Below are 14,876 nucleotides of genomic sequence, written 5' to 3'. Positions count from 1 at the left end.
GAGCGCTTGCCCTGGTAAACTACGGTGTCATTTAGTTTCGTACGCCTCGCCGTAGGTCACCACGCCGTCGCCCTCACCGGCCGGCGAGCCCGCGTGGCTGAGCGGCGCCCGTACGCCACCGGGGTTCATCAGCGCGATCTGCGCGTTCCCGCCCTGCTTCGTCGCGGCGAGCTGCGAGTCCGCGATCAGGTTGCCGAGCGCGCTCTCCCCCGACGGGGCCGCCGTGTTGGCGATGTCGGCGGTGATCTTGCCGACGGGGCGGTTGGCGACGGCGGAGACCCGGTCCTTCCAGGTTCGCACGAACGCCGAGATCTCCGGATCCGGGGCGACCGTACGGGTGACGACGTGGTTGTCGGCCGTGACCGTGTCGCGGACGACGTCCCTGCTGCGGGTGTCCACGCGGAAGTCCACCTGCGTGATCACCCGGCCGAACGAGCCGCCCTGCGAGTAGAGCCGGTCGCGGCCCGCCGGGTCCTTGACCGTGCACCGGTAGGCCTGGTGCGAGTGACCGCTCAGGATCAGGTCGATCTCGGCGGCCGCCTGCGTGGCGACCCGGTTGCCCGCCCCCGGCAACGCGCTGCAGGCGTCCGGCGACTGGCCGGCCGTCACCTGGTCGCCCTCGTGCATGAGGATGACCTGGGCCTTCACCCCGAGGAGCGTGAGCAGCCTGGAGGCCACGTTCGCGGCCTTGACCTCGTCGACGAACTTCAGGTCCTTGATGCCGTCGGCGCTGACGATGCCCGGCGTGGTCTGCGTGACCAGGCCGATGAAGCCGATCGGCACGCCGTTCATCCACTTGACGCTGACCGGCGGCAGCGCGGGCACGCCCCACTCCTTCAGGAGCTGCCTGGCCTGCCGCGTGGTCGCCAGCCCCTCGGTGGCGTCGGTGCGCTCGTCCGGGTTCTTGAACAGCACGTTCGCGCCGACGTAGTCGTACTGGGCGCCGGGCCAGCGGCCGGCGGGCGAGCAGCCGTCCACCGGGTGGCAGCCGCCCTTCATGATCCGGCGCAGCTCGGCGTACCCCTCGTCGAACTCGTGGTTACCGACGGCGGAGACCTTCACACCGACCTTGCCGAGGAATTCGACGGCGGGCTCGTCGTGGTAGGCCGCGGAGATCAGCGGGGTGGCGCCGATCAGGTCGCCCTGGGCGACGCCGATCGTGTTCCCGTCGGAATGCGCCTTCATGTGCGCGGCCACGTACGCGGCGCCGCCCGCCTCGACGGTGGCGCCGTTCTCGTCGACCATCCTGCCGGACGAGCCGGTGGGCGGCTCCAGGTGGCCGTGGAAGTCGTTGAGGGAGAGCAGTCGTACTGGAACGGTCCTGGCGGCCTGACCGGCGTCCGCCGGCACGGTGGACAGGGCGAGCCCGCCTAAGGCCACCGATCCGGCCAGCGCGACCCGGAGGAAGGAACGAGACGTCATGGCTCATGACGGTACGGGGCCAATCCATGCAGCCAATGTCGCAAAGGTAACGATTCACCGGCCGCCCCTCTGGCGGTGTTTGCCAGGGGGACGCCTAGAGTTCGATCCATGGGCACGCACGTGAAGATCCGAGAACGCCTCGATGACCGGGAAATCGGCGAAGTGCTCCGTGTCGTTGACGCGGCCACCGAGGCCGACGGCGTACGTCCGCTGAACGAACACGTGATGCTTCACCTGCGCCACGGCGGCGACGAGCGGGCGCGCTCCCTGCTGCAGTACGACGACGCGACGCTGGTCGGCTACGCCCACGTCGATCCGACCGACCCCGTCGAGGGCCCGAGCGGCGAGTTGGTCGTGCACCCCGCCCACCGCCGCCGGGGGCACGGCGAGCGGCTGCTGCGCTCGGCCCTGGAAATGGCCTGCGGCAGGCTGCGGCTGTGGGCGCACGGCGACCACGACGGCGCCGGGGCGCTGGCCGCGTCGCTGGGGTTCGAGCGGGTCCGCTCGCTGTGGCAGATGCGGCGTTCGCTGTTCGCCGAACTGCCCTCGGCGGAACTGCCCTCAGGCGTACGGCTGCGCCCCTTCGTCCCCGGACAGGACGAGGAGGCGTGGCTCAAGGTCAACTCGGCGGCCTTCGCCCACCACCCCGAGCAGGGCGCGTGGACGATGGACGACCTGCTGCGCAGGGAGGCGGAGCCGTGGTTCGACCCCGCCGGTTTCTTCCTCGCCGACCGCGACTCGCGGCTGGTCGGCTTCCACTGGACCAAGGTCCACGGCGCGGAGGGGCACGGCCACGAGCCGCTCGGCGAGGTGTACGTCGTCGGCGTCGACCCCTCGCAGCAGGGCACCGGCCTCGGCCGGGCCCTCACACTCGCGGGGCTGCGCCATCTGCGCGCACGTGGCCTCGCCCAGGTGATGTTGTACGTGGACGAGGCCAACGCGGCCGCTGTCAGGCTTTACACCGGCCTCGGGTTCAGCCGGTGGGACGTCGACGTGATGTACTCGATCACTCCACGATCAGGTGGAGCACCCAGTACGACACAGCGGCGACCAGGGCAGACGCCGGGATCGTGAGGATCCAGGCGCTCACGATGTTGCCCGCCACCCCCCAGCGCACCGCGGACAGACGCTTCGTCGCGCCGACGCCCATGATGGCCGAGGTGATGGTGTGCGTGGTCGAGATCGGGGCGCCGAAGCCGATGGCGGCGCCGTACAACACGGTGGCCGCCGCCGTCTCGGCGGCGAAGCCCTGCGGCGGGTCCAGTGCGATGATGCGACGCCCCAGCGTGCGCATGATGCGCCAGCCGCCCGCGTAGGTGCCCAGCGAGATCGCACCCGCGGCCGCCAGGATCACCCACTGCGGGATGGGGTCGTTCGGGTTCTGGTATCCGCCGACCACCAGGGCCAGGAAGATCACACCCATGGTCTTCTGCGCGTCCTGCAGACCGTGGCCGAGCGCCATCGCAGCGGCCGAGACGGTCTGCGCGTAACGGAAGCCCCGGTTTGTCGGGCCGGGCTGCCGTTTGCGGAAGATCCAATAGATTGCGATCATGATCGCCGAGGCCAGCGTGAAGCCGACCAGCGGGGAGAGGATCATCGGGATGACGACCTTCTCCACGACGCCGTCCCAGTGGACGAGGCTGGCCGAGGCCAGCGCGGCGCCGATGAGCCCGCCGATCAGCGCGTGGCTTGAGGACGAGGGCAGCCCGAAGTACCAGGTGACCATGTTCCAGGTGATGGCGCCGATGAGTCCCGCGCACACCACCACCAGTCCATGAGTGCCCTGGGGAGCGTCGATGATGCCCTTGCCGACGGTCTGGGCGACCTGGGTGCCCAGGTGGGCGCCGATGAAGTTCATCGCCGCCGCCATGAACAGCGCGGCCCTTGGCGTGAGCGCCCTGGTGGAGACCGAGGTCGCGATGGCGTTCGCCGCGTCGTGGAAACCGTTGGTGTAGTCGAAGATCAACGCAACGATGACCACGCCGATGACGAGGGCGAGCGTGAGGTCCACTTAGCTTTCCTTGACCGCGATCGACTCGATCGTGTTGGCCACGTGCTCGAAGGCGTCCGCCGCCTCTTCGAGCCGGTCGATGACCTCCTTCATCTTCATGACGGTGAGCGCGTCGTACTCACCGCTGAAGAGCTTGGCCAGTAGCCGCCGGTAAACCTGGTCGCCCTGGTTCTCGAGGCGGTTGACCTCGATCCAGTACTCGTTCAGGTTCTTCATCGAGCGCAGCCGTGGCATGGCCTCCGCGGTCAGCTCCGCGGCCCGCTCAAGCACCTCCACCTGACGGATGACGTCCTTGGGCAGGTGGTCGATCTGGTATAGGACGATGAGGTCGGAGGCCTCCTCCATGGCGTCCATCACGTCGTCGAGGTTCGAGGCGAGGCGGTAGATGTCCTCGCGGTCGAACGGCGTGATGAAGCTCTCGTTGAGCCGGTTCATGATCGCATGGGTGCGCTCGTCACCGGCGTGTTCGCAGGCGCGCATCTTCTCGGCCAGGGCTTCCCTGTCCGAGCCGTCGCTGATGATCTCGACCAGCAGGCGTGATGCCGTGACCAGGTTGTTCGCCGAGTCGGCGAACAGGTCGTAGTAGCTGTCCTCACGAGGCGTGAGACGCAGGCGCACGTCGTACTCCAGATGTGCGGGGATGGTCCGTGGAAGAGGGTACGGGTAACCAGGCAAAATGCGAACTTCATGTCTTGGTTACCCGTCGTTGGGCACGTCACAACCCGGCCGCCACTCGCATGATCGTCATTTTGCCCCCCTCGCGCTTTGCTGGTTTTTGGCCTGACGATGACGCATCCTTGACTCACATGCGGGCAGTGATGGGAGATCGTGCCTTTCGTCTGCTCTGGTGGAGCCTTACGGCTTCTGTGGCGGCCGACTCCATCTTCCCCATAGCGGTCGTCATCTCACTCGTCAGGGGTGGGTACGGCGCCTCCGCGATCGGATTCGTGCTGGCCGGACGGCTGATCGCGCTCGTCGGATTCGCCCTCCTCGGCGGCGTCTGGGCCGACCGGCTGCCCCGTCGCGTCGTCATGGCCTGCTCCCAACTCGGACTCGTCGCCGTCGCCGCCACCGTCGCCGTCTGGCCTCACGCGCTCCTCATGGGCGTGGCCGTCTTCGTCGGCGGACTCTGCGAGGCCTTCTTCCGTCCCGCCCTCCAAGGGATGCTCGCCACCCTGCTGAACGCGCGGCAGCGCCGTACCGGGATCGCCATGACCAGCGTCTCCCTGCGCGCCGGATCCCTCCTCGGGGCCTTCCTCGGCGCCCTGTTGGCCGTCGTCTGGGAGCCGTGGACCGCCTTCGTCGCCGCCGCCGCCGGGTTCGGGGCCAGCGCCGTGCTCATCTGGCTCATGCGCGAGCGCGTCCTGCCCGCCCAGCCCCGCCGGGCCCTCATGGTCGAGTTACGCCAGGGCTTTCGCGAAGTCGGTTCCCGGCCCTGGATGAGCGCCGTCATCGCCGTCCTCGCCCTCCACCAGACGCTCATCGTCGCGCCCGCGCAGGTGCTGCTCCCGGCGACCGCCTCCCACCACGACTGGAACTTCCTGCCCCTGCACGAGGGCGACGCCGTCTACGGGCTGTCGCTCGCCGCGCTGTCGCTCGGCGGGCTCGTCGGGGCGCTGCTCGCCGCCCTCCACCGGGGGAACCGGCCCGGCCTCACCGCCATGATCGGGCTGCTGCCGTACGGGCTGGTGCCGCTGTCCCTGCTCGCCGCCACCACGCCCTGGCCCGTCTTCGCCTGCTTCCTCCTCGCCGGCGTCGGCCTTGAGATCGCCGCCATCGAGTGGATCATCGGCATGCTCCGCGCCGTGCCGCCCGAACGGCAGGCACGCGTCGCCTCGCTCGAATGGGTCGCCGTCCTCGGGCCCACCCCGTTCGGACTCGTCGCCACCGGGCTCCTCGCCGACGCCCACGGGTCCGAACCCGTGCTCGTCGCCGGCGCCGCCGCCGCTGTGCTGCCCCTGCTGGCGCTCCTGGTGCCCGGACTGCCGGGGTTCAGATCCGGGTGCGGTGGAAGTTGTGGAACGAACGCGACGGAGTCGGACCACGCTGGCCCTGGTAGCGGGAACCGTACTTCTCCGTGCCGTACGGATGCTCGGCGGGCGAACTGAGCCGGAACACGCACAACTGGCCGATCTTCATCCCCGGCCAGAGCTTGATCGGCAGCGTGGCGACGTTGGACAGCTCCAGCGTCACGTGACCGCTGAAGCCGGGGTCGATGAAACCGGCCGTCGAGTGCGTCAGCAGGCCCAGCCTGCCGAGCGAGCTCTTGCCCTCCAGACGGCTGGCCAGGTCGTCGGGGAGCGTGATCACCTCGTACGTCGAGGCCAGGACGAACTCGCCCGGGTGCAGAATGAACGGGTCTTCGCTGTCGGGCTCCACCAGTCGCGTCAGATCGGCCTGCTCGGTCGAGGGGTCGATGTGCGGGTAGCGGTGGTTCTCGAAGACGCGGAAGAACCGATCGAGGCGGACGTCGATGCTGGAGGGTTGGATCATCTCCGGGTCGAACGGGTCCAGGCTCAGGCGGCCTTTGTCGATCTCGGCGACGATGTCGCGGTCGGAAAGCAGCACGTTGAGCAACCTACCGCGCGTGGGAGGTGGATTGGGGTTGCTCGGGGGCGCCCGGTTTCCGCTACAGTGGGGGACGCGGCTTCGGCCGGTACGCGGGTGTAGTTCAATGGTAGAACATCAGCTTCCCAAGCTGACAGCGCGGGTTCGATTCCCGTCACCCGCTCTCCTAGCGAAAGCCCAGGTCGTCCGATGGACTCGAAGCCTGGGCTTTGATCTTGTATTGACTCGTTGATCTCCGCGTGCCATTAACGTGCCATTAGCCCTGGTGATCATCCCCCGGGAGCGAGCACCCCAGGGAGGCCCGTCTTCGTCGTCATCGCGTGCCCGTTCGTGCCCGACCAGGTGCTTGTCGATCGCCTCGGTGATCAGTTTGTCGGCCCCTCTGACGGCGTGCTGGTAGATCGTCGCCGCTCTGACGTTGTCGTGGCCCATCCTCGTCATCAGGTCCTTGAGGCCCGCGCCTGAGGTGGCAGCGATCATGTTGCCGGCGTGACGAAGGTCACGAAGATGCAGATTCGGAGCCCCGATACCGGCTACGGCCCCGGCCCAGCCCGCAAGTCTCTTGAATCCGCTCCGGCGCATCGGACTGCCCTTGACACCCGCGAAGACCAGAGCGGTCGTCTCTGGCTTCACGTAGACCTCAAGGTGTTCCCGAAGCGCGGGGATGATCGCCTGCGGGATGCCCACCACGCGCCTGCCCGCCTTGGAGCGCGAGGACATCAAACAGGCGCTTGAGTACGCAGCGGCGTCGACAAACGTCCACTTCTACCGTCTCCGCGAGCCAGCGTGAACTTCCTGGCCGATGAGAACCTCTCACCCCGCGTCGCCGAGCTGCTGACCAAAGCGGGTCACAATGCGGTCCATGTGTGCGACCTCCAGACGAAGAGCGCACCAGACACCACGATCATGGAACTCGCCGTCGTGGACAGTCGGACCATCATCTCCGCCGACACTGACTTCGACGCCCTCCTGGCCCGCGCCCGTGCGACCGAACCCTCCGTGATCCTCATGCGCGAACTTGTGGGGCTCCGTCCACCCGACCTGGTCGACATCATCTTGGCTAATCTCGAGGTCCTCGAACAGCACCTTCGCACGGGCGCGATCGCGGCCTTCACCACTGGAGGGATCCGCGTTCGGGCGCTCCCGCTGCGTTGAAGCCAGCGTGATCCGCTTCCCAGAACAGACGGCCAGCCGAGGGCGTTCACGAATACTCATGGTCGCCCGACCCGCTCCGACCTGAACCCCGTAGTCCCAGACCAACTCGGCACGATGAGTATCCGACGGTCCCGGCCTTGACTCGGCGTGAGGGCGGTGACTCACCCCATCGCAGGCTCGCGAAGGTGGTGAGGACAGGGCCGCTCTACGGCGTGCTCTACATCGGCCCTGCGGATGCTGCAGGGGTTGCGAGGGATGAGGCGCGGTCGCGGCCGCCATGAGTACGGCACGCAGCAACCGATACGCCTTGGCGGTCATCGTGAGGGAAACGCCGGTATCGAGCAGCTCCGCCCGCCACTACCGAATCATCGTTCTGCGCGACAGTGAGATGCCCAGCAGATTCCGGACAGTCGGCCACATAGGCCGACAGCAGTCTGGAACAGGTAGGTCGGGACGAGGCGTCGCATGCAGTTCTCGGCTGAGTTCAAGGAAGAAGCCGTCCGCATCGTGCTGAATGGCGAGCGGACGGTCGCATCGGTGGCACGCGAGATTATCCGCAATGTGCTGGGCACCTCACGGCACAGCGCGGGCGCCACGCGGGGCATCGCCGTATCGCGCACCCGCCGCACTCAGCCCACTCGCCGATCATCAGCCCGTCGCCGCAGGCCGTCTCCCCAACCTTCGCCAGGATGGCCACTCAGCCATCCGCGCCTCGGAGAAGCGCAGCGCGCACCGGCTCGGCCTCAGCCAGCAACGATCGGCCGTCGTCGGCTTCCTTCCATAGCTGCCAGAGTTCGGAATCCTCAGAGAGGACACGATCAAGCGCATGCAGTGCGAGCGGCACAAGGTCATCGGAAAGTCCGATCCTGCCCCCGTCGAGCACGAAGTCGGGCGCGTACACGGAAGTGACCGGCAGTCCCCCACTGCGCTCAGCCGCAACGATAGCTATCGCCGCCATCGCTTCACACCCCTCGTCCGAATCCAGGTAGCCCCCACACGTCGCTGCGGCGAGCAGCGCCTGCCGGACCATGCCCGCACGGTCTTCGGGATCGGCGTCGTGTAACTCGCCGCACCAGTCGGCGGCCGTGTCATTGTCGAAAGGACCGCTGTCCCAAGCTCCCATACCCGCTCTACTCCTCATTCGGGGATCGCGTGCCAACGCGGCATTAACGTACAAGCCGGAACTGACGCCTCCGGCGGGGGTGCTCCGGCTCCGGGACGACCCCCGCGCGGGACGGAGGACCATAGGTGGCTGAGGTGGATCATGCTGAGCAACAAGCCGTGGAACATCGCCGCAGGCGTCCTCATCGCCCGCGAAGCCGGAGCCATCATCGTGGACATCGACGGCAGCCCACACAGCGAAAACTCCAGAGCAACCATCGCAACCTGCCCAAAACTGGTGGCCGATCTCATCGCCGAGGCGGCGAAGACCACGGAAGCAAAGCCCGCGCACTGCCGAAGAGTTCTCGCAGGCATCAGGCGGCGGCGCGGCGCGCTGCCGCACCCCCAGCCCGCCCGCCGCCCGGGCGTGCGGCCTGGGGCCGGTCCAGGACACCGGGCCGGGCACCGTGCGGCGCTCCTCGCCGTACCAACCGAGCGCTCCGAGCGCGGTTGCCGCGCTGCTTCCTGGTACCTTCCGCGACAATCAGCACCGTGATCGATCACTACCGCAATCTCTTCGACTGGCACCAGTGGTTAGAGCACGCGCTCTGCTGGACTGTTGTGCAACCCCTCGACAAAGAGATCACAGTGGACGGCCTCCTGCGCCAGCTGAACGGAGGCAGTGAGCCCCCGCAACACACCATGGAAAATCCCACGGAGGAGGCCTTCACGGGGGACCAGCCAGTGCTCCTCGCCTTCGAGGGCGAAGGAACCTACGGCTTCCTGGAGTTCAGCTGTGGCTACGCCATACCCGATCACATCCTCGTCGAACTCAGTAAGACGTCACGGGTGTGGATGACGACCTGGCACTTCAAAGGGGGATACACGATCCTCTACGCAGCCGCCGGCGAGATCAAGGCGCGGATGTGCGACTTCATCTTCGCCGAACACCGCATCCAGGAGGGCGACCCCAACCTCATGGCCGACTTCCTGTCGATACTCGACAGCCTCGATCCGGAGGACTATCGCGGCAAACTCAGCGCGGCATTCGCCTTCATCGAGGTATCCGCCGGCATGCGCCTTGAAAGCGAATGGCTGGATGTGAAAGAGGCAACCGTTATCACCTTCGACAACTGGGAACGGACATAGCGCCGGTGCCCCTCGAACCTATGCCTCCGGCGGGGGTTCTTTGTCGGTGGCAAGGTGCAGAATCGACACACCGGATCACGGCGAGAACAGGAGATCAGGTGCCGCCCGCCAACCAGCAGATAACCGGCCACGCCTTCCTCAAGGACATGTACGAGGACGGCTACTACCCCGACCACGTCGTTGACAAGGGTAGAGAGATCCTGCTGCGCCTGTGCGAAAGCATCGAGGCCGAGCGGCCGTCGGACCTCGCGGCGTTGTACGTCCTCACCCAGGCGGCGACGGAGAAGTTCAACGAACTGGAGGCCGAATTCGAGGCGGCCGACAGCGAGATAGAGACCGTGGCCCGCGAGGTGATCGGCGACGACTTCTGCTTTGTGGCCTCCGCCTACGGGTTCGCAGACGCAGACCGGGAAGAGTTGATCGCGAGCCGCGAATGGTGACGCGCTCAGCCTCCGGCCAGGGCAGACCCTGGAGCGGATGTCGAGATCGCCGCAGCTCAGCGTGCACCTCGATGAACTCTCGCAAGTTCTGGTAGACATCAAGGGGCGCTGCGCGTGCGGCCCGGGGCCGTTCTCGCGCGGGTGCCGCGCCGTACGCCCCGCATCCGCCGACCAAACGCCGCGGCGCCGTACCAGCCGGTTGTGTTGAATGGTGATCAACCGAGTGAGCTGGAGGATGGCATGGTGACCGAGGTAGTTCCCGAGGTGTTACCGGTACGGCGGAGCAGGTGGCCGTTCTACGTGTGCCTGGCGATCCTTGCCTCCGTCGTCGCCTATGTCCTGGTGTTCAAGGTCCCTGAGTGGCGGAACGACGAGAAGCTAGCCCGGTTGGAGGAACGGGTGAGCATGCTCTCACTCCCGCCTGAGACGGAGCGGGGCGATCACGGCGTGCAGGGCACCGTGGGCCTTCAGGCCGGCAACAGTAACCATTGCGACTATCTGGTCCGCATGGCTCTGTTCACCAAGCTGCCGGACTCGGAGATCGCACACTACTACAGGTCCGCCACCATCGACGGTGTCGAAGGCCGTGCACTCTCCGGCACCGTTTACGTCAACCCATTCGGATCATGGCGGAGTGGGTTCAAGGACGTCATCGTGGAGTTCTTCGACGGACCCCATGAACCCGGCTTCGACATGCGCTGCCACTGAGTTCCCAGACTCCGGGATGATCGCGACAGGCGCCCTGCGGTCAGGGGCTGAGGCGGGCACCCGCGCGGGGAACAACCGGTGCTGTCCCAGATATCGCGGGGATACAAGGCGATCGCGGGTACTCAACGCAAGAGGTCTGCCACTGCGTTTCCGCTGGCGGCGGTTTCTTCCTACCGGTGCGGCGACTGCGAGCTCGAACTCGCGTGAGCCGAACCGGCGGATTTACGGCCTCCCGCTCACGCCCGCTCTGCGAGTTGAGACGCGGCCTGCCGAAGTCCGCCACCGGCTTCGGAAGGCATGCGAGTCGCGCCTCCTGGAAATGTCGGTCGCATGTCCTAGCGTGTCGACCTGCCACAAGGCGGCCATGTCGCCGTGAACCCCGGGCAGGAGCGCTTACATGGGTGCGTTCTATGAGTATTACCGTGCCGCCGACCATGCCGCAGCGACGAGCCGGCCTGAGCACTCCCGCGAGATCGCCGACACTTCGCGTGGAGTTCCGGAGTTCGATGTGGTGGCGACCAAATGGATCGACCCCGAGGTCGCCCTGGGGCAACTCGTCGCGTTCGCCGGCCGAGTCGACTATTCCCTGGGACTTGTCGAGACGGTGGAGCTGTATCCGCCCCCGGAGGGTGCGCCACGAAGCGACGAGGGGTGGCATGCGCTACCCGAAGACTCTCCGTACCTGGCGGGGCCCGCCATCGCGGCACTGCCGGCGCAGGCTCGCGACATGCTCGCCGGTGTGGACGACGCCCGACTGCCGATGCTGGCGGAGCAGTGGGCGACCATCGAGGAGTTCTCCCACTTCACCGCCGATGAGGACGAGTTCATGCTGTCGCTCACCAAGGAGCTCGTCGGTCTGGCACGCCGGGCGAAAGAACATGATCAGCTGCTCTACTGCTGGATGTGTTTGTGATGAGGCTGCCGACCGTGCCCAGGCAGTCGGCGACAGGGCGCCGTTGAGCGTGAACCTCATTCCGCGCCTCTTGGGCTGCTGCGCGACTCCTTGACTTCCTCGACACCGAGCTGGTTCTCGCTGACGTACTGATTCAGGTCCTGTCACTGCCTTTTCTCATCGGGTTGGCCGGGGAACTCAACACGTGCTTGATCGGTACGTGGTGACGGACTCATACGACCACCACGGCGAGGTCGAACGCATCGTCCGTGGGACACACGAGGCGCGGTCTACCTGCGAGAACGGGAGTTTTATCGCGACTGCGGGGTGGGACGGTTCCTGCGATACGGGTATCCAGCGTCGTCCAGAACACCTGGATCGGCGGCATGGACGCGATTCCCGTAACCCGAACTCAAGAAGTCCGAAAGGCGAGCGGTTATGCTGGCACCAGTCCCATGCTCTACACCGCATGAATTTACGACCTGGACAATGGAGTTCTTCCATGAAGGCAGCGGTTCATTCCAGGTACGGCCCACCGGACGTGGTTCGGATCGCCGAGGTAGACAAACCATCGGCCGGGAGCAAGGACGTTCTGATCAGGGTGCATGCGACGACGGTGAACCGAACGGACTGCGCCTACCGGGCGGCGAGGCCCTTCTTCGTACGGTTGGCCACCGGCCTTACCCGGCCTCGGCGCAGTATTCTCGGAACCGAGTTCGCGGGAGTGGTGGAAGCAGTCGGCGGCGGCGTCACGTCATTCGCCGTGGGTGAGCGGGTTTTCGGATACAACGAGGGCGCGTTCGGAACCCACGCCGAGTACCTGTCGGTTCCCGAAGCCGGCATGATCGCGACCATCCCGGCGGGCACGACCTTCGCCGAGGCCGCCCCCGGCACCGAAGGCTCGCATTATGCGCTCTCGTTCATCAAGACGGCCAGGATCCGGGCTGGGCAGAACGTCCTCGTCTATGGGGCGACCGGCGCCATCGGCTCGGCTGCGGTGCAGCTCCTGAAGAGCCTCGATGCCACCGTAACCGCAGTATGCGACACGGCGAACCTGGAGCTGGTGCGGAGCCTGGGCGCCGACCGGGTCGTCGACTACACGGCACAGGATTTCACCAGGGACACACAGACTTACGACGCGGTGCTCGACGCGGTCGGCAAAAGTACCTTCGGCCGCTGCAAGCGGCTGTTGAACCCCGATGGGGTCTATCTCTCCTCCGACTTGGGTCCCTGGTGGCAGAATCTGATCCTGCCGCTGGTCACGTTGTTGCTGGGCGGCAAGCGGGTGAAGTTCCCCTTCCCGATGAACGATCAGGAGACGGTCCGGCAGCTCCAGGAACTGATCGGGAACGGGCGGTTCAAGCCGGTCATCGACCGGCACTACCCGCTGGACGACATCGTCGACGCCCACCGCTATGTCGAAACCGGGCAGAAGATCGGCAACGTCATCATCGAGATCGTGCCGCTGAGCTGACCGACGCCATCGCAGCCAAGGCGACACTTCGCGCTGAAGCATCGGCCGACGATCCTAGTAAGGTCGGCGCGTTCGGAACCGATCGTGGACCTGCGTGCGGCGAGGTTGGCCGAAGCAGCCGCCCCAGCCACAGCCGAGTGCTCCTACGATTTCCCGAGCAGAAGTTCTTTGTCGCTATCTAATTCTGTCCCTGGTGTGGGAGACGGTTGCCCGAATCTCACCGGGATCAGTGGTTCGATGAGTTGAAGACGCTTGGGATCGCCCCGGGGGGCGAGCTCCCGATCGAGCACCACGATGGGCGTCGGCTGGGGTCCTGACCTCGGGGACAGAGCATCGCGATGCAGACGTCGTCGTGCCCATTACCGCGCCTCATCGCAGGCGGTCGGGCATTCAACCGGGTTTCTCACTGCGGAGATGTCTCTTTGCTGATCCACTCCAGGTAGGCGGGTGTTCCAAGCGTGATGGGGATCGCGACGATCTCGGGGACGTCGTATGAGTGGAGGTCCTGAATCAGCGCCGAAAGCTCCGCGAAGCGTCGCCCCGTCGTCTTCATGAGGATCAGCCACTCGTCCGACTGCTGGATCTCGCCCTCCCACCGATAGGTCGAACGGATCTGCGTCGCGACCTGGGCGCAGGCCGCCAGTCGGTTGGTGACGGCGGCCGTACAGATTCGATCCGCCTCGTCACGATCGGCTGCCGTCACATGTACCTCGATGAAGTCGGCCACGCTGCGTACTCTGCCGAATCTCTCGTGTGGGTATCAAGGAGCGCGGTGATCTAACATCGGCGAATGCTCGTGGTCCTCGTGAACGGCCTGCCCGGGGCGGGCAAGACCACCCTGGCGAAGGTACTCGCCGCCGAACTCGGCCTGCCGCTCTTCAGCAAGGACCGAATCAAGGAAACGCTGGCCGACCGGCTCGGTGTGGCTCCGCCTGCGGGATTCACCGGCCGTCAGTGGAGCGGGCAGCTCGGCTCCGCAGCGGGTGAGACTTTGTGGGCGCTTCTCGCCGACAACCGCCGGGGCGCCGTACTGGAGAGTTTCTGGCCGGTCGATCTGCGACCGGTCGTCGTCGCGGGACTGAGCCGTGCGGGGGTGGAGGTCGCGCACGAAGTCAGATGTACGGTCCCCCTCGCCATCGCGCGTCAACGCTACGACGAACGTGAGGCGAGCAGACACCCCGTCCACAGGGGAATCCTCGTCACGGATCAGCACTGGGAACAACGGGCGCTCGACGCGCAACCGCTCGATCTCCATCACACCTACCAGGTGGACACGACCAGGCCGGTGGACGTCGGCGCGCTGGCGGCGGACATTCGCGGGCGACAGGCGTGACCTGATCTCGGCGAGCCGCACGTGATACCGGGCCAAGTCAATAGAGCTCATTGGCGAGCACCGCACCGACGACCACCGAGAGCGGCCAGAGGGGGATCAGCCAAAGCGCCGCCAGGCGGGCGCGTCGCATCGGTCGTGGAATGAACGAGATCAAGCTGCCCAGCAGGCTGCATCCGATCGGTGCGAAGAGCCACGCGAGGAAGAGGATGCCGGACAGCGTACTGATGGGAGCGCATTCAGCGGTCTCGTGTCCGGTGAACGGGTCGAGTCCGCACGCCTTTTTCTGCAGCGTGGACACGGACATCCAGGCGAAGAATCCGATCGCCCACAGGATGCCGCAGACAATGACCGTTCCGGGGACAGACCACGTTCTGGAAGTGTTCCGGTGAACCACTGTCGACATGGGCGGGACTCTACGGCGAAGATCCCGGGTGAGTCGCGAAGATCGGCGGGGGACGCCGTTCGAGGGTGCGGTGTGGGAGTCGGGCACGGAGCCTCCGACACTGGTCGCCCGCCACGGGAGTCCGCGCTGCGGGAATCCGTTCGGAACATCGCACTTCGGGCCGCCTGATGGCCGCCCGACGCCTCCCAGATCACCGGGTCCGACACTGTGAACGCCCTCC

Annotated in this window: 18 protein-coding genes, 1 tRNA gene and 1 pseudogene; 12 read left to right on the top strand and 8 right to left on the bottom strand. The window is 66.4% G+C overall.

Features of this window, described 5'->3' with window-relative positions:
* Nucleotides 1-27: 27 nt before the first annotated feature.
* The gene (locus ABD120_RS37170) at nt 28-1,422 is read right to left on the bottom strand and encodes a 5'-nucleotidase C-terminal domain-containing protein (protein ID WP_343955068.1); all 1,395 of its coding nucleotides are present in this window, start codon (nt 1,420-1,422) and stop codon (nt 28-30) included.
* A 108-nt stretch (nt 1,423-1,530) separates the two neighbouring features.
* Between ABD120_RS37170 and mshD the strand changes: the two genes are divergently transcribed.
* The gene (gene mshD, locus ABD120_RS37165; RefSeq protein WP_343955067.1) at nt 1,531-2,496 is read left to right on the top strand and encodes a mycothiol synthase; all 966 of its coding nucleotides are present in this window, start codon (nt 1,531-1,533) and stop codon (nt 2,494-2,496) included.
* Here mshD and ABD120_RS37160 read toward each other — a convergent pair.
* Together ABD120_RS37160 and ABD120_RS37155 are read right to left on the bottom strand one after the other, a co-directional pair.
* Nucleotides 2,429-3,433 carry an inorganic phosphate transporter gene (locus tag ABD120_RS37160; RefSeq protein ID WP_343955066.1) on the bottom strand — a complete coding sequence of 335 codons (1,005 nt, stop codon included), beginning with the start codon at nt 3,431-3,433 and terminating at the stop codon, nt 2,429-2,431. The genes mshD and ABD120_RS37160 overlap by 68 nt on opposite strands.
* The gene (locus ABD120_RS37155; RefSeq protein WP_343955065.1) at nt 3,434-4,051 is read right to left on the bottom strand and encodes a DUF47 domain-containing protein; all 618 of its coding nucleotides are present in this window, start codon (nt 4,049-4,051) and stop codon (nt 3,434-3,436) included.
* Nucleotides 4,052-4,170: 119 nt separating this feature from the next.
* Here ABD120_RS37155 and ABD120_RS37150 point away from each other — a divergent pair, with 119 nt between their 5' ends.
* Entirely contained in the window at nt 4,171-5,541 is a 1,371-nt protein-coding gene (locus ABD120_RS37150; protein WP_343955064.1) for an MFS transporter, read from the top strand.
* Here the strand turns inward: ABD120_RS37150 and dcd are convergent.
* The gene (gene dcd / locus ABD120_RS37145) at nt 5,426-6,001 is read right to left on the bottom strand and encodes a dCTP deaminase (protein ID WP_343955063.1); all 576 of its coding nucleotides are present in this window, start codon (nt 5,999-6,001) and stop codon (nt 5,426-5,428) included. The genes ABD120_RS37150 and dcd overlap by 116 nt on opposite strands.
* Before the next feature lie 92 nt (nt 6,002-6,093).
* Between dcd and ABD120_RS37140 the strand changes: the two genes are divergently transcribed.
* Nucleotides 6,094-6,164, top strand: a tRNA-Gly gene (locus tag ABD120_RS37140).
* Here the strand turns inward: ABD120_RS37140 and ABD120_RS39945 are convergent.
* Nucleotides 6,119-6,721, bottom strand: coding sequence for a tyrosine-type recombinase/integrase (locus ABD120_RS39945; RefSeq protein WP_425564100.1), 603 nt, complete (start codon nt 6,719-6,721; stop codon nt 6,119-6,121). The two genes, ABD120_RS37140 and ABD120_RS39945, sit on opposite strands and share 46 nt — an antisense overlap.
* Before the next feature lie 66 nt (nt 6,722-6,787).
* Between ABD120_RS39945 and ABD120_RS37135 the strand changes: the two genes are divergently transcribed.
* Complete coding sequence (locus ABD120_RS37135) at nt 6,788-7,156, top strand: DUF5615 family PIN-like protein (RefSeq protein ID WP_343955062.1); 369 nt, start codon at nt 6,788-6,790, stop codon at nt 7,154-7,156.
* A gap of 697 nt (nt 7,157-7,853) precedes the next feature.
* Here the strand turns inward: ABD120_RS37135 and ABD120_RS37130 are convergent.
* The gene (locus tag ABD120_RS37130) at nt 7,854-8,279 is read right to left on the bottom strand and encodes a DUF4259 domain-containing protein (RefSeq protein WP_343955061.1); all 426 of its coding nucleotides are present in this window, start codon (nt 8,277-8,279) and stop codon (nt 7,854-7,856) included.
* Nucleotides 8,280-8,420: 141 nt separating this feature from the next.
* Here ABD120_RS37130 and ABD120_RS37125 point away from each other — a divergent pair, with 141 nt between their 5' ends.
* The 7 genes and pseudogenes from ABD120_RS37125 to ABD120_RS39940 form a co-directional block, all read left to right on the top strand.
* Entirely contained in the window at nt 8,421-8,813 is a 393-nt protein-coding gene (locus tag ABD120_RS37125; protein WP_343955060.1) for an inositol monophosphatase family protein, read from the top strand.
* Complete coding sequence (locus ABD120_RS37120) at nt 8,810-9,406, top strand: hypothetical protein (protein ID WP_343955059.1); 597 nt, start codon at nt 8,810-8,812, stop codon at nt 9,404-9,406. The genes ABD120_RS37125 and ABD120_RS37120 overlap by 4 nt, the downstream gene beginning before the upstream one ends.
* Before the next feature lie 98 nt (nt 9,407-9,504).
* A complete protein-coding gene (locus ABD120_RS37115) occupies nt 9,505-9,846 on the top strand; it encodes a DUF5713 family protein (protein ID WP_343955058.1) in 342 nt (113 codons plus the stop codon).
* A gap of 240 nt (nt 9,847-10,086) precedes the next feature.
* A complete protein-coding gene (locus ABD120_RS37110; RefSeq protein ID WP_343955057.1) occupies nt 10,087-10,554 on the top strand; it encodes a hypothetical protein in 468 nt (155 codons plus the stop codon).
* A gap of 397 nt (nt 10,555-10,951) precedes the next feature.
* Nucleotides 10,952-11,467: a hypothetical protein gene (locus ABD120_RS37105; RefSeq protein WP_343955056.1), complete on the top strand. Its 516-nt coding sequence runs from the start codon at nt 10,952-10,954 to the stop codon at nt 11,465-11,467.
* Between the two features lie 481 nt (nt 11,468-11,948).
* Nucleotides 11,949-12,920, top strand: coding sequence for an NAD(P)-dependent alcohol dehydrogenase (locus tag ABD120_RS37100; protein WP_343955055.1), 972 nt, complete (start codon nt 11,949-11,951; stop codon nt 12,918-12,920).
* A gap of 194 nt (nt 12,921-13,114) precedes the next feature.
* Nucleotides 13,115-13,237 (top strand): annotated as a pseudogene (locus ABD120_RS39940) (DUF6980 family protein); the annotation flags it as partial.
* An 86-nt stretch (nt 13,238-13,323) separates the two neighbouring features.
* Here the strand turns inward: ABD120_RS39940 and cutA are convergent.
* Entirely contained in the window at nt 13,324-13,647 is a 324-nt protein-coding gene (gene cutA, locus ABD120_RS37095; protein WP_343955054.1) for a divalent-cation tolerance protein CutA, read from the bottom strand.
* 63 nt (nt 13,648-13,710) lie between these two features.
* Between cutA and ABD120_RS37090 the strand changes: the two genes are divergently transcribed.
* Nucleotides 13,711-14,253, top strand: a complete 543-nt coding sequence (locus tag ABD120_RS37090) for a P-loop nucleotide/nucleoside kinase family protein (protein WP_343955053.1) — start codon at nt 13,711-13,713, stop codon at nt 14,251-14,253.
* Nucleotides 14,254-14,290: 37 nt separating this feature from the next.
* Here the strand turns inward: ABD120_RS37090 and ABD120_RS37085 are convergent, their stop codons facing one another.
* Nucleotides 14,291-14,656 (bottom strand): hypothetical protein, encoded by a 366-nt coding sequence (locus ABD120_RS37085; protein ID WP_343955052.1) that lies wholly within the window; start codon nt 14,654-14,656, stop codon nt 14,291-14,293.
* Nucleotides 14,657-14,876 lie beyond the last annotated feature (220 nt).

The sequence above is a fragment of the Nonomuraea longicatena genome, from assembly GCF_039525605.1.
Lineage (GTDB): Bacteria > Actinomycetota > Actinomycetes > Streptosporangiales > Streptosporangiaceae > Nonomuraea > Nonomuraea longicatena.
This window is presented reverse-complemented; position numbering and strand designations above follow the sequence as displayed.